The 12,604-nt window shown below is 42.6% G+C and carries 15 protein-coding genes; 12 read left to right on the top strand and 3 right to left on the bottom strand.

Translation table 11 applies throughout. From position 1 onward, the window contains the following. The first annotated feature begins 2 nt into the window (after window positions 1–2). The 11 genes from BLHYD_RS12525 (at window position 3) to BLHYD_RS12475 (ending at window position 9,317) form a co-directional block, all read left to right on the top strand. On the top strand, window positions 3–470 hold the full coding sequence (locus tag BLHYD_RS12525; protein ID WP_005950596.1) for a phage holin family protein: 468 nt from the start codon (window positions 3–5) through the stop codon (window positions 468–470). 84 nt (window positions 471–554) lie between these two features. After that, window positions 555–743 carry a type II toxin-antitoxin system HicA family toxin gene (locus BLHYD_RS12520; RefSeq protein WP_005950598.1) on the top strand — a complete coding sequence of 63 codons (189 nt, stop codon included), beginning with the start codon at window positions 555–557 and terminating at the stop codon, window positions 741–743. Window positions 744–779: 36 nt separating this feature from the next. Then, the gene (locus BLHYD_RS12515; RefSeq protein WP_005950600.1) at window positions 780–1,169 is read left to right on the top strand and encodes a type II toxin-antitoxin system HicB family antitoxin; all 390 of its coding nucleotides are present in this window, start codon (window positions 780–782) and stop codon (window positions 1,167–1,169) included. Window positions 1,170–1,506: 337 nt separating this feature from the next. Further along, the gene (locus tag BLHYD_RS12510) at window positions 1,507–3,366 is read left to right on the top strand and encodes a GH25 family lysozyme (protein ID WP_005950603.1); all 1,860 of its coding nucleotides are present in this window, start codon (window positions 1,507–1,509) and stop codon (window positions 3,364–3,366) included. Between the two features lie 80 nt (window positions 3,367–3,446). Continuing rightward, window positions 3,447–3,638 carry a ribbon-helix-helix domain-containing protein gene (locus BLHYD_RS12505; protein WP_005950605.1) on the top strand — a complete coding sequence of 64 codons (192 nt, stop codon included), beginning with the start codon at window positions 3,447–3,449 and terminating at the stop codon, window positions 3,636–3,638. Continuing rightward, window positions 3,631–4,050: a GIY-YIG nuclease family protein gene (locus BLHYD_RS12500; RefSeq protein ID WP_005950607.1), complete on the top strand. Its 420-nt coding sequence runs from the start codon at window positions 3,631–3,633 to the stop codon at window positions 4,048–4,050. The genes BLHYD_RS12505 and BLHYD_RS12500 overlap by 8 nt, the downstream gene beginning before the upstream one ends. A gap of 107 nt (window positions 4,051–4,157) precedes the next feature. Then, window positions 4,158–4,877 carry an ORF6N domain-containing protein gene (locus tag BLHYD_RS12495; RefSeq protein ID WP_005950609.1) on the top strand — a complete coding sequence of 240 codons (720 nt, stop codon included), beginning with the start codon at window positions 4,158–4,160 and terminating at the stop codon, window positions 4,875–4,877. Window positions 4,878–5,434: 557 nt separating this feature from the next. Further along, complete coding sequence (ftsE, locus tag BLHYD_RS12490) at window positions 5,435–6,121, top strand: cell division ATP-binding protein FtsE (protein WP_005950614.1); 687 nt, start codon at window positions 5,435–5,437, stop codon at window positions 6,119–6,121. Then, window positions 6,111–7,019, top strand: a complete 909-nt coding sequence (ftsX, locus tag BLHYD_RS12485) for a permease-like cell division protein FtsX (protein ID WP_005950616.1) — start codon at window positions 6,111–6,113, stop codon at window positions 7,017–7,019. The genes ftsE and ftsX overlap by 11 nt, the downstream gene beginning before the upstream one ends. Before the next feature lie 81 nt (window positions 7,020–7,100). After that, on the top strand, window positions 7,101–8,291 hold the full coding sequence (locus BLHYD_RS12480) for a S41 family peptidase (RefSeq protein WP_005950618.1): 1,191 nt from the start codon (window positions 7,101–7,103) through the stop codon (window positions 8,289–8,291). 156 nt (window positions 8,292–8,447) lie between these two features. Beyond that, window positions 8,448–9,317: a DegV family protein gene (locus tag BLHYD_RS12475; RefSeq protein WP_021845533.1), complete on the top strand. Its 870-nt coding sequence runs from the start codon at window positions 8,448–8,450 to the stop codon at window positions 9,315–9,317. A gap of 97 nt (window positions 9,318–9,414) precedes the next feature. Here BLHYD_RS12475 and BLHYD_RS12470 read toward each other — a convergent pair whose 3' ends face one another. Beyond that, window positions 9,415–10,107: a YczE/YyaS/YitT family protein gene (locus tag BLHYD_RS12470; protein ID WP_005950622.1), complete on the bottom strand. Its 693-nt coding sequence runs from the start codon at window positions 10,105–10,107 to the stop codon at window positions 9,415–9,417. Next, window positions 10,097–10,537: a MarR family winged helix-turn-helix transcriptional regulator gene (locus BLHYD_RS12465; RefSeq protein WP_005950623.1), complete on the bottom strand. Its 441-nt coding sequence runs from the start codon at window positions 10,535–10,537 to the stop codon at window positions 10,097–10,099. Before BLHYD_RS12465 ends, BLHYD_RS12470 begins: the two co-directional genes overlap by 11 nt. A 178-nt stretch (window positions 10,538–10,715) precedes the next feature. Between BLHYD_RS12465 and BLHYD_RS12460 the strand changes: the two genes are divergently transcribed. Further along, a complete protein-coding gene (locus tag BLHYD_RS12460) occupies window positions 10,716–11,519 on the top strand; it encodes an alpha/beta hydrolase (RefSeq protein WP_005950625.1) in 804 nt (267 codons plus the stop codon). A gap of 505 nt (window positions 11,520–12,024) precedes the next feature. Here the strand turns inward: BLHYD_RS12460 and BLHYD_RS12455 are convergent. Then, window positions 12,025–12,180, bottom strand: coding sequence for an ISAs1 family transposase (locus BLHYD_RS12455; protein WP_005950632.1), 156 nt, complete (start codon window positions 12,178–12,180; stop codon window positions 12,025–12,027). Window positions 12,181–12,604 lie beyond the last annotated feature (424 nt).

Here is a 12,604-nt window from a genome sequence, read left to right as displayed (position 1 = left end):
GTATGAGGAAAATGAATTATGCGGAACCGATCATTGACGGGTATAACGTGATTGTGGGGACGGTGGTGGCCGTCCTCTCTTATATTTTGGGGGAACATTGGATTTTATTTGTGGCTTTTTTGCTTTTGAATGTGGCTGACTGGCTGACGGGGTGGATGAAAAGCCGCATAAACCAGAAGGAAAATTCTGTCAAAGGTTGGCAGGGAGTCCTAAAGAAACTGGGTTACTGGTTGATGGTGATGGTAGCTTTTGGGGCGTCCGCCGTATTTATTGAGATCGGCAAGGCCATCAGTATAGACTTGGGGATCACCACACTGCTGGGCTGGTTTGTGCTGGCGAGCCTTTTGGTAAATGAGATCCGGTCGATCTGCGAGAACTTTGTGGAGGCAGGTTTTCATGTGCCTGTAATTTTAATCAAAGGGCTGGAAGTGGCAGATAAGATTGTGAATAAAGATTCAGAGAAAGAATGAGATACGTAAAAATACGTAAAATAATTGACATACGTAAAAATACGTGGTACAATAAGAGCATGATAAGGAAAGGAGATACTTACGATGCCAATGACGCCGAGAGAGATGATAAAACATCTCAAAAAGAACGGGTTTGAGGAAATCAGACAAAATGGTTCTCATATCACCATGAGAAACCAAACTACTGGGAGATCTGTAGTTGTTCCTTATCACTCCAAGGCGATGAAAAAAGGTCTGGAGCAGGCAATACTAAAACAGGCAGGGCTAAGATAAGCCCTGCGCCTGAAATATGACGCGGAGGTATCACGTATGAACAAGTTATTTTATCCAGCAGTATTTCACAAAGCAGAAGAAGGTGGTTTTTGGATATCGTTTCCTGATTTTCCGGAATGTCTGACAGAGGGGGATGATATGCAGGAAGCCTATGAGATGGCAGTAGAGGCACTTGGACTTGTTTTAACGGGAAGAGCAGAAGAAAAAGAAGAGATTCCAAAACCGACAGAGGTAGATCAGATAACCGTAGATAACGGAGTATTGGTGATTGTGGAGTTTGACATGATGGAATATCAGAGGAAACATAATTCACGGGCGGTAAAGAAAACGCTTAGTATCCCTGAATGGTTAAACGATGCAGCCATCAAAGCGGGAGTGAATTTTTCCCAGGTATTACAAGAAGCCTTGATGGAAAAAGTAAAATAAAGAATCTTGAAATAGAAAACTGCATATGCTATAATGCCAGTAGGCAAAAGTTATAAGTGACTTCTGTAAGTCAGCAAAAACCCCGGAGGCGGCATCCTCTGGGGTTTTCTATTCCGTTTTTGCAGGGTGGCTTATGCCCTAGGCTGGTTGCCGGCTACTTCTCTTTGTCCAGCCATTTGCAGATGAGGTGGCAAACCACACCTGCCGTGACAGAAAGAAGAAAAGTTATAAGTGTCTCCCTCCCGTGCCGGTATAGGAGTGGCAACACAGGTATTATAGCATATTTTGGTATTTATGAGAATCCGAAAGGGTTCTCTTTTTGTGTTTGGAGGAAGTTATGGAAATCAAAGGAATTGATGTATCCAGTTATCAGGGGAAACCGGACTGGAAAAAGGTTAAAAATGCAGGAATCCAGTTTGCAATCCTGCGGATCACGGAACGGTACGGTGTAGATGCAAGTTTTTGGCACAATTACCAGGGATGTATAGACAACGGAATTCCTGTAGGTGTCTACAAGTACAGCTATGCCATGTCCGTAGCAGAGATTCAAGAAGAAGCGGAAGCCGTTATTGATACTTTGGGCGGAAGGGAGCTGGACTTCCCAATCTGGCTGGATCTGGAATATGACCGCCAAAGAGAACTTCCCAAAAGCACCTTATCTACAATGGTAAAAACCTTTTGGGCAGCAGTGACATCCGCGGGGTATCGGTTTGGTATTTACAGTAACAAGGACTGGTATGATAATGTGATTCCCAGCGACTGTAAGCAGTATGATTTTTGGATTGCGGCCTACCCATACAATGACAACGGAACTATCCAGGAGCGGCTGCGGCCAACCGTTGGGGCAGGATGGCAGTACAGCTCGAAAGGACGGGTGTCCGGGATTCATGGGAATGTGGATATGGATGTGTTTTATAAGAATTATAAGGAGGAAACAAGCATGTACAGCAAGAATGATGCGATAAACCGTGTGATTTCCATTGCGTCCGGGGAAATCGGCTATCTGGAGAAAAGCTCTAACAGCCAGCTTGACGATAAGACGGCGAATGCCGGCAGCAATAACTACACTAAATATTGGAGGGATGTCTATCCGGCTTATCAGGGGCAGGCATGGTGCGCGGCTTTTGTCTCCTGGATATTCATGAAGGCCTTTGACCAGGCGACGGCGGCAGCGCTGTTAAAACACTGGCCGTATGTGTATTGTCCGACGCTGGCAGGCCTGTTTACCCAGTATGCAAACCCGGAGGTGGGAGATATCGTGATCTTTTACCGAGGCGGCACGTTCGCCCATACAGGGATTGTTACTGCTGTAAATGGAGATAAATTTACCACTATTGAAGGTAATACTTCCGGGGCATCCGGGGTGATTGCCAACGGCGGAGGGGTCTGCGCAAAATCGTATTTTAACAGTAAGCTTCCGGGGACAAAGTTCTGCCGGATAGACTGGAATGTGGCAGCTGCCTGGATGGATGAGCATCTGGGAAACACACCACAGAAGGATTACCTTTGTGAGGGCGATCAAGGAGAAGCTGTGAAGGTGTATCAGAAGAATCTGATTGAGATCGGTTATAACTGCGGAAAGAACGGAGCGGACGGGGATTTCGGTCCAGCTACCAAGGCAGCAACCCAGGAATTCCAGGGAGATTATGGTTTGGAACAGGACGGAAATGCCGGGCCAGCTACCCAAAAAAAGCTGAGCGCAGAGGTGAAGAAGAAAGAACAGACTCAGAAAGGGTTTGCCAGATTCGTAGGTGAAGTACAGAAGACCTGTGCGGTCCATGAGGCTGCCAAGAAAGCCTCTCCTGCGATCACGGGATATCCGAAGCTGGCTCCGGGCAACTTGGTGGATGTCTTGGGCCGTTATGGCTATCAGGACGGCTGGTATAAAGTCTACATCGCAGATGAGCATATCGGCTATGTCTGGGCGGACAGCGTCAAGCCGGTAGATACAGAGGCTTATAAAGACAATCGTACAGAACAGGGCTTTGCCAGGTTTGTGGGCGAGGTGCAGAAGACCTGTGTGGTCCATCTGGAACCGAAGAAGGCTTCGGATGCGATCACCGGGTGGCCGAAGCTTGTCAAAGGAAACCGTGTGGATGTCTTAGGCCGGGACGGCTATGAGGACAACTGGTACAAGGTCTGTGTGGCCGATCAGTACATAGGGTATGCCTGGGCGGATAGCATTAAGAAAATTTAGAAGGAAATGGAAATTACCTCTTGACTTTTTGTTGCTACTAAATTAGAATAAATATTGTAGCAACAAAAAGAGGTGAGGAAATGGCTACAAAGAAAGTTGGAAGACCGACAGCAAGTCTTAAAGATTATATGCTCCGTGTTAGAATGGATAAAGAGACGGTTGATAAGCTAGATGAAATATGCGAAAAAGAAAATACAAACCGTTCAGAAGTAGTAAGAAATGGAATAGAGGAACGGTATCAAAGAATGGGAAGGAACGATAAAAATGCCTAAGAAATGGAGGTGTAGAATAGGAAATCGTGATTTCCCGTCAGGAGCATTTAATCCCGAAATGGGATTTTGCTATGCTGTAAAAATTCCTGTTCTACAAGGATTTTATTTGGTAAAAATAGGAGCAACGAGCATGCCTAAAGCCAGATTGTCCAATATAGGAAGAAAAGGAACAATATTTTGTTTGTCACCACCGCATTTGAATTTTTGGGAGAATGAAGAGATTTTGCATAATTATTTTCAGGAATTTAGAGTTCCGCCAAGACCAGGAAGAGGCGTACAAGGAGAATTTTTTAATATAAGCCTTAAATATTTCTTTGAAAAAATGCCAGATATATTTTATGTGACAGAATATGAAGATGCGATAGTGACACAAACGCTACATTACGGGGCAATTTATAAGAAAAAAGGGTAGTCGCACCCTGAGAAAGTGAAACCGACTACCCACCCCCAAAATAGAGGTATAAATATTATAGCACTGTACCTCTGTTTTGGCAAATTACAAAATGGAGGTATTTTATTATGCAATTACCAGTAACTGTAGAGGTTAAAGGAATCAGGGTTCTTACTAGCAAACAATTAGCAGAAGCATACCAAACAACAACAGACACTATTAAGACGAATTTTAATGCAAATAGAAGTAGGTTTGTTGAAGAGAAACATTATATTGCGCTTACGGGTGATGAACTGAAAGCCTTTAAGAAGCAGGTAAGGAATCCTTACCTCGTTGCGAATCGTGCAAGTCATCTCTACCTCTGGACAGAAAAAGGGGCATTGCTCCACGCAAAGTCTTTGAACACTGACAAAGCGTGGGAAGTATATGATTACCTGGTAGACTACTACTTCAGAGCAGAGGAAGAACAAAACGTACCAGTGACGGTGGAGACGAGGCCAGCACCAGTTGAGAATCCGAAGAAAGATGAACTGCCGCAGATGGACGATCCTATCAGGATGTTAAAAGTACTTTTGAAGGTAGCAGAGGACAAAGGCATTAAAGTAAAGTCGTGTCCATTTCCAGGAGTGTTCAGTATGCTGAAAGATAATCGAATAGGCATTTGTACTGGCGTGACAATAGAGAGAGCTTGTTATGAGCTTGCGTGGGAACTGTCACATGTTTTCATTCATCATCAGAATGGTGATTTGATTAATAGTCCCTTGGCTAAGGACTATAACGATCAGGCAACAAGGGCAGCAGAAATGGTTATAAAAATTCTTAATGTGAAGATTGCTGTAAGTAGATAGCATTAAAAAAGCATGAAAAATCCCCCGGTGAGCGGCCGGGGGGACTCTGTGACAAGGTGCATATTGTATCATCTTCGGGTGAAAAATTTGCCTACCATTTGCCTACCGTGAACAGATTTTGCTAGATTTTTTCAGGTTATTTCAGAGAATCACAGAGGCGCTGGTTTCTCAAAAAACCTTGATTTTACAGGCATTTCAGAGCATTTTAGAGTTTTGTAGAAGAAGGAAAAGTGCCCGTCTGGTATTTATGAAGTATATGGAGACCTTGGAGTACTAAGCCGCCATAAGTAATTGCGAAAAAAGTGTGTAGAATGTTGCAAAATGGAGAAATTGCAGGTATTATGTGAGAGTATCCTTTTGCAGCATTTTATTTGTATCAGGAACTTGTTTCAGTTTTTGATTGACGGCAAACAAAAGCTGTGAACAGATGATATGTGATAGCAATGTGAAATTCGGATAAAAAAGACTTGCATTTTGCAGGATATATGTTACAATTATGTTACAAAATAATTAAAAGATAATTTCGTTGCAGTGTGAAGATTATATAGGAGGATTCTATGATTGATTTAGAAAATGTCAGTAAGTCTTATGACAAAGGCCAGCCGGCAGTGAGCCATGCGACTTTACATGTTGACAAAGGAGAATTTGTCTTTGTAGTTGGCAGCAGCGGTTCAGGAAAGTCGACCTTGATTAAGCTGCTTTTGAAGGAATTGGATGCCACTGCAGGTACGATAGTTGTCAATGGACAGAAATTAAACACGATGAAGAGGCGTCAAATAGCGAAGTATCGCAGGAAATTAGGAGTTGTTTTCCAGGATTTCCGTCTGTTAAAAGACAGAAATGTCTATGAGAACGTTGCGTTTGCGCAGCGGGTGATCGGTAGGCCGACCAGAGTAATCCGTAAACGGGTACCGGAAGTTCTCACGGAAGTAGGATTGGCGGAGAAATATAAATCTCCGGTTACAGAGCTGTCCGGCGGCGAGCAGCAGCGTGTCGCTATCGCCAGAGCTTTGGTGAACCGCCCGGATATTCTTTTGGCGGATGAGCCGACTGGAAATTTGGATCCGCAGACTGCTTTGGAGATTATGAAGCTTCTAGAAGAAATCAATGACAGAGGAACTACGGTTTTGGTAGTTACGCATAACAAGGATGTGGTAAACAAACTGAAAAAGCGTGTGTTGACTATGCGCAAAGGTGCTATTATCAGTGATGAGCAGGAAGGAGGGTATCACTATGAGGCCTAGTACTTTCTGGTATACGCTAAAACAAGGATTTAAGAACATTCGTAGGAACTGGATGTTTTCCTTGGCGTCGATCATTACGATGGCAGCCTGTATTTTTCTCTTTGGTATTTTTTATTCGATTGTGGAGAATCTGAACTATATCACCAGAACCGTGGAACAGGATGTTGCAGTTACAGTTTTTTTCGACGAAGGAACTAAAGAAGAGCAGATTAAAGAGATAGGGAAGAAGATTGAGGAACGTCCGGAGACAGCCGAGGTTGTATATGTTTCAGCCGATGAGGCTTGGGAGGAGTTCAAAGAAGTATACTTAGGTGGTTCAGAGGAAGCCGCAGAGGGATTTAAGGATGACAATCCACTGGCAAATTCTTCAAGCTATGAGGTTTATGTCAATGAGATTGAGCAGCAAAGTCAATTAGTTGATTACATTAAAGGGTTGGATCATGTCAGAGAAGTCAAGCAGTCTGAGGAAGCAGAACAGACATTGACGTCAATTAACAAGCTGATTTTCTATGTCTCTATGGGAATTATTTTGGTGTTGTTGATTATTTCTGTATTTTTAATCAGCAATACGGTGTCTGTGGGTATCTCTATTCGAAAAGAGGAGATCGGTATCATGAAATTGATCGGGGCGTCGAATTTTTTCGTGAGATTTCCATTCCTGTTGGAGGGAATTATACTGGGATTGATAGGTTCAGCAATTCCGTTGACTGCACTTTATTTCTTATATAATCAAACCGTGGAGATGGTTTTGACTAAATTTAATGGATTGTCCAATTTTATGCAGTTCATTCCAGTGAATGATGTGTATCGTATTTTATTGCCAGTGGGCCTGGTTTTGGGTATTGGAATTGGTTTTCTGGGAAGTTATCTGACTACGCGGAAACATTTAAAAGTCTAAAGTGATATTGAAAATCATAAGATACAGAAGGGGTTGTTGTGAGATGACAGCCCCTTCTGTTAGTGCTTGTAAGGAGAGAAGATGGAAGACAAGAAAAAATATGTAGCGGGTTTTTTAGGAGGTATTCTGTGCACTGTGGTCATTGCGGGAGCTCTGTTTTTCGCCTATGTGAAGACACAGCCAGAAACAGTGCTCTCAGACCTTAGCCACAGGAGAAAACTGGCATATCTGGAAAACTTGATTGACCAGTATTATTTGGAAGACAAAGATGAGGATGAACTGGCCGAGGGAATTTATACAGGGTTGATATATGGTTTAGGAGATCCTTATTCTGCGTACTATACTGCAGAAGAGTATGAGCGGGAGAGCCAGTCTACAGATGGAGAGTATACGGGAATAGGGGTCACAATTACAAAAAATCAAGATAACGAGACGGTTATCATAGATTGCTATGAAGGAGGGCCCGCAAAGCAAGCTGGAATACAGACTGGTGATATACTGAAGAAAGTAAATGGAGAAGATGTTTCAGGCATGGAACTTGCGGAGGTAACCGAACGCATAAAGAATTCGCCTAGCGATGAAGTGATCTTGACGATTCAAAGGGAAGGTGAGAAGAATACAAAAGAGGTGAAGGTCTCTGTGACCGGCGTGGAAATTCCATCTGTCAGCAGTGAGATGCTAGAAGAAAACATTGGATACATTAAGATATCTAAGTTTACCGGTGTCACCTATGAACAATATCATGCAGCGTTTGAAAAGCTGAAAGAGCAGGGAGCAAAGCAGTTGATTGTGGATTTGAGAAATAATCCGGGTGGACTTATGACAGCTGTCTGTGATGTCTTAAGGGAGATACTGCCGGAAGGTCTGATTGTATATACGGAAGATAAGTATGGAAATCGTGTGGAAGAGACGTGTGACGGCAAATCACCGCTGAACATGCCGTTAGTCGTTTTGGTTAACGAAGGAAGTGCCAGCGCTTCAGAAATCTTTGCGGGAGCTGTGCAGGATCACAAAGTGGGAACCATTGTGGGGACGACCACGTATGGAAAAGGAATCGTACAGACTGTGCGTCAACTAAGTGACGGGAGTGCGGTGAAGCTGACAGTATCTAAGTATTATACACCGAATGGAAACAATATTCATGAGGTTGGTATTCAACCGGATGTAGAAGTGGAACTGAGTGATGACGTTACGGATCTTTCTCAGGTGGAACAGTCGCAGGATAATCAGCTTCAGAAAGCTCTCGAAGTAGTGCGAGGTAAAACCCAGTAAAATGAAGGTTGAATCAGGGCCGCTTTAGTGATATTATTATTCTGAATAAATTTTTATAGATCTTACGGCCAAGAACAGGAAAACTTGTGCAGCGTATATATCTGTGGCGAGTTACCGCAAGATTCTTTAGAATAAATAGAGAGGCGGAGTTATATTATGAGAGATTATGTGATTACTACGGATAACAATTCTGATTTGCCGGAGTCCTATTACACGGAGCATGGAGTTGGCTGCACATATTTAAGCTACACAATGGATGGCCAGCATTACAGCCATGAGAATTTTTTGCCCGTGAAGGAATTTTATGACCGGATGCGAAAGGGCTCTATGCCTACGACAGCGCAGGTGAATCCAGAGGATGCCAGAGCACTGATAGAACCTTATCTGAAAGCTGAGAAGGATGTCTTGCATATTGCTTTCTCTTCTGGATTAAGCGGAAGCTATAACAGTGCTAGGATAGCGGGTGAGGAGCTGCAGGAAGAGTATCCGGACAGAAAAATTGTGGTAATTGATTCACTGGCGGCATCCCTAGGACAGGGTCTTCTCGTTTATTTAGCCCAGAAGAAAAAAGAAGAAGGCAAAACTATGGACGAAGTTGCACAGTGGGTTATGGAACATCGGCTGAACATGGTTCATACGTTTACTGTGGATGATTTGAATCATCTTTACCGAGGCGGAAGAGTGTCGAAAACGACTGCAGTTGTCGGCGGTGTGCTAAACATCAAACCAGTACTACATGTCGATGACGAGGGAAAGTTAATTCCTGTGGGAAAAGTCAGAGGCAGAAAGAAGTCTTTGTTGGCCCTAGTGGATATGATGGAAGAAAAGTTGGGAAACTATAAAAATTCTTGTGACACTATTTTTATTAGTCATGGCGACTGTGAGCAGGATGCGCAGTTTGTGGTTGACAAAATAAAAGAAAAGTATCCGATTAAGACGGTACTGATGAATCATGTGGGAGCGACGATCGGCGCGCATTCCGGTCCAGGCACGGTAGCTCTGTTTTTTGTGGGTGAAAACAGATAAAAGCGGCGTGGACTTGACAACGGTGGATAGGAAAGATTTTCTTCCTCTATTTGCCGCGAGTCGGGCTTATCGTGCATATAAAAAGAAAGAACAAGTTTTAGGAGACCTGTTCTTTCTTTTTATATGCGCCGGAAAAGCTATTTGGTTTTTGTCTCAGAGAGGCGATCTGAGAAATCAGAGGGAGATGTCTGTTGATTAGATTTACAAATCTGCCCACGATGCAGGCTGAGAGAATCGTGCCGATTCCTAATCCTGACAATCTATGAAAGAATAGGAATGAGAGAAAGGCAGCCCCTATGACTAAAGTGGTATCAAAAATTACTTTGACTGTACCGAAACGTCTACGGGAGACTTGGGAGATTGCTTTTACAACTCCCTCTCCAGGGACGACTAACACGTCGGGGGCTACTTCAATATTGATGCCAAGGGCCAAAATCGTACAGCCAACGATCAAAGCAGCAAACTGAACGGCCAGATTTGCAGGCTCGAAGAAAAACAACAGATTCATGCTGACGTCAATACAGAAGCTGAAGAGGACATTCACGGCAATCTGTAGATATTGAATGGCATGGAAGTCTTTTTTTAACAGAATGACCTCTAACAAAATGAAAACCATATTTAATATGAAAGTAAACTGTCCAAGGGTCATGGGAAACTGTAAGCTTAGTACATAGGGAAGGCTGGAGATAGGAGAAGTTCCCAAAGCAGCTTTTGTTATTAACGCAACGCCAAAGGAATTGATCAGGATTCCCGCAACAAACCAAAAATATCTCAACAAATTATTTTTCATCTTCTGACTCCAATTCTTTTAGATTTTCCAAGATATTTTGAAAAGTTTGAATAAAATGACAGCGATCTTCTTGGGAGATGCCCTGCCAAGCAGCTTTATTGACGGAGTCACAGATGAATGCTACTCGTTTTGCCAAAGTGCATCCTTTCTGTGTAAGATAAATCCGTGTGACGCGGCGGTCCTGCGAGCAGGGAACCTTGACAATCTGGTCCAAGAGAACCATGCGGGAGAGAAGGCTGGTAACGGTAGATTTGTCCAGCACACAGCCATTGCTGATCTCTTTTTGCGTGCAGCCATCGTGTTCCAGGAGAAATTCTAAAATTTTAGGCTGGCCAGGCATCAGACCTTCCAGGCTAGTCTTAGAGACAATGGCTTTGTTGGAACGATTGAACCCTAATAGAAGAAGATAGTGCAGATCATGATAATTCATGTGTCCTCCCAATAAGTTTTAATTCAAACTATTTTCATTATAGAAATTTGTTTATTTTTTGTCAAGAATAATTTTAGACAGACGTTGCTTTATGTCCTGAAAGGTGGTATGTTACAACTAATAATATCGTTTGGTCCGCTGAGGATACGGAAAAAAGGAGACCGAAGGAGGGAATGGAATGGCTTTATTTCAATGCAATTTTTATTCAAAATCTCTAGGGTACGATACTCAGGTAAATGTGATTTTACCAGAAAACAGAGGAGATTATTCATTTGATGAAAGCAGAAATTATTGTTTTCAAGTACTGTATTTGCTGCATGGCAAGGGAGACGACTGCAATGGCTGGCTTAGAAAGACCTCAATAGAAAGGTATGCGCAGAGCCATTGTTTGGCGGTGATTATGCCTACAGGGGAAGACAGTTTTTTTACAGATACAGTATCTGGGAAATTATTTTTTACCTATCTGTCGGAGGAACTCCCCCAAAAAATGGGAAGGTGGTTTCCGATTTCAAATCAGCCAGAGGATACGTTTGTGGCTGGTCTGTCCATGGGAGGCTACGGAGCATTGAAGCTTGGTCTGACTTATCCAGAGCGTTTTGGTGGAGTGGGGGCTTTTACTGCGGTGACAATGCCAGATCAGGTGTATGAGGCGAATTGGGGACCTAATGACGCTGAAGATAGAGAGAAGATGGAGAAAAACTTGAGAAATGTATTTGGGGAGGATCGGTATCAGCAGAAGGATTTGCCCATGTGTCTGCTGGATAGGTGTGTGAAAGAAAAAAAGAAGGTTCCGCCGATTTTTTTATACGAAGGTAGACAGGACCTGTTATACGGTATGAATCAGAAGTTTTATCGGAAAGCGAAAGATTATGGCCTAGATATCACTTATGAAGAGTGGGATGGAGGCCATAACTGGGATTTTTGGGATGCTGCTGTGAAGAAGGTATTGGATGCTTTCCCACTGAAAAACGAAGCTTTGTAGAAAAACAATCCTTGGAAAGAGAAAATTCCAAGGATTGTTTTTACACTTTTCATTTTTCATGCTTAGAACGAGAAAACTTAATAAGGGTATCTTCTTGATTCCTTCATATAAAAGAAGTAATGATGCATTCAGTACCTAGGGCCAGTAAGTAATTCCATCCGGCGGCAAGATCTGCATGATAACAAAGAAGATAGCAAATCAGCGTGAGTACTGGGTAGTGGAGGATATAAATTCCAAAGCTAGATTTTGCCAGGTATTTGGTGACGGAAGTTTTAAAATTAAAATATTTTTTTAAGCATCCAATAACAGTAATCTACAGATATAGATTCGTAAAGAAGCTTTGTAGGCAGGTGTCAGAAGAGTAATTATTTCTGTAATAATAAAAGGTGTACAAAGCTGCTCCAAAAACTGCTGTGGTAAGCATTGGCAGTCGAATATTTTTATACGAAACGCCTTCTCTGCAAAATATTTTTTGAGTTTTTCATACAGGGTTTTTGATTCCATTTTACGCCAGAACGTAATCTGCACGTTTGCTGCGTATCTTTTCTGCAATCTCTTTCTGTGTCCCCATCACATCAATAGCTATGACCTGCCCTTTGATCTGTAATTTGTCCACTAAGTCCGGTATCACTGTAATCTCATTGCTTTTTTCTTCTACCACTTTCTGACCAAGGCAGAAACCATTTTCTTTACATCATGCAGATACAATATGTGCAGGCTTTTCTTCTTTCCGCTTATTCCCGCGTATAGTTTTCCCATCAATACAGATGAGCATTTTGAGAAACCCTCCCTCCTCACGGTTTAACAGTTCCTGTCATTTTTCGTAAAGCTGTTGTAAAATACCGGTGAGATCATCCCTATTACACGGCGGAGGGTATCATGGGAAGGCACTCCATTTTTAAATATTTTTTAAAGTACTCCTGATAAGTTTCTGCGAAAAGTGCCATTTCCACCCAGTCGTCTGCATTGGTTAATGCCACAAACAAAACCATCACCAAAATATCTTTTAGCAAATGCTATACTTTTTTTCCTGATGCACATCTTCAATATACACCATCCAAAGCAGTAACTCTTCCATATGAACA

This window comes from Blautia hydrogenotrophica DSM 10507 (genome assembly GCF_034356035.1).
In the GTDB taxonomy this organism is placed as follows: Bacteria; Bacillota; Clostridia; order Lachnospirales; family Lachnospiraceae; genus Blautia_A; species Blautia_A hydrogenotrophica.
This window is presented reverse-complemented; position numbering and strand designations above follow the sequence as displayed.

What these genes read in the sequence shown, in the direction of transcription:
- BLHYD_RS12525 (WP_005950596.1), top strand. Translation starts at nt 3, where the DNA reads ATGAGGAAAATGAATTATGCGGAACCGATCATTGACGGGTATAACGTG.
- BLHYD_RS12520 (WP_005950598.1), top strand. Translation starts at nt 555, where the DNA reads ATGCCAATGACGCCGAGAGAGATGATAAAACATCTCAAAAAGAACGGG.
- BLHYD_RS12515 (WP_005950600.1), top strand. Translation starts at nt 780, where the DNA reads ATGAACAAGTTATTTTATCCAGCAGTATTTCACAAAGCAGAAGAAGGT.
- BLHYD_RS12510 (WP_005950603.1), top strand. Translation starts at nt 1,507, where the DNA reads ATGGAAATCAAAGGAATTGATGTATCCAGTTATCAGGGGAAACCGGAC.
- BLHYD_RS12505 (WP_005950605.1), top strand. Translation starts at nt 3,447, where the DNA reads ATGGCTACAAAGAAAGTTGGAAGACCGACAGCAAGTCTTAAAGATTAT.
- BLHYD_RS12500 (WP_005950607.1), top strand. Translation starts at nt 3,631, where the DNA reads ATGCCTAAGAAATGGAGGTGTAGAATAGGAAATCGTGATTTCCCGTCA.
- BLHYD_RS12495 (WP_005950609.1), top strand. Translation starts at nt 4,158, where the DNA reads ATGCAATTACCAGTAACTGTAGAGGTTAAAGGAATCAGGGTTCTTACT.
- ftsE (WP_005950614.1), top strand. Translation starts at nt 5,435, where the DNA reads ATGATTGATTTAGAAAATGTCAGTAAGTCTTATGACAAAGGCCAGCCG.
- ftsX (WP_005950616.1), top strand. Translation starts at nt 6,111, where the DNA reads ATGAGGCCTAGTACTTTCTGGTATACGCTAAAACAAGGATTTAAGAAC.
- BLHYD_RS12480 (WP_005950618.1), top strand. Translation starts at nt 7,101, where the DNA reads ATGGAAGACAAGAAAAAATATGTAGCGGGTTTTTTAGGAGGTATTCTG.
- BLHYD_RS12475 (WP_021845533.1), top strand. Translation starts at nt 8,448, where the DNA reads ATGAGAGATTATGTGATTACTACGGATAACAATTCTGATTTGCCGGAG.
- BLHYD_RS12470 (WP_005950622.1), bottom strand. Translation starts at nt 10,107, where the DNA reads ATGAAAAATAATTTGTTGAGATATTTTTGGTTTGTTGCGGGAATCCTG.
- BLHYD_RS12465 (WP_005950623.1), bottom strand. Translation starts at nt 10,537, where the DNA reads ATGAATTATCATGATCTGCACTATCTTCTTCTATTAGGGTTCAATCGT.
- BLHYD_RS12460 (WP_005950625.1), top strand. Translation starts at nt 10,716, where the DNA reads ATGGCTTTATTTCAATGCAATTTTTATTCAAAATCTCTAGGGTACGAT.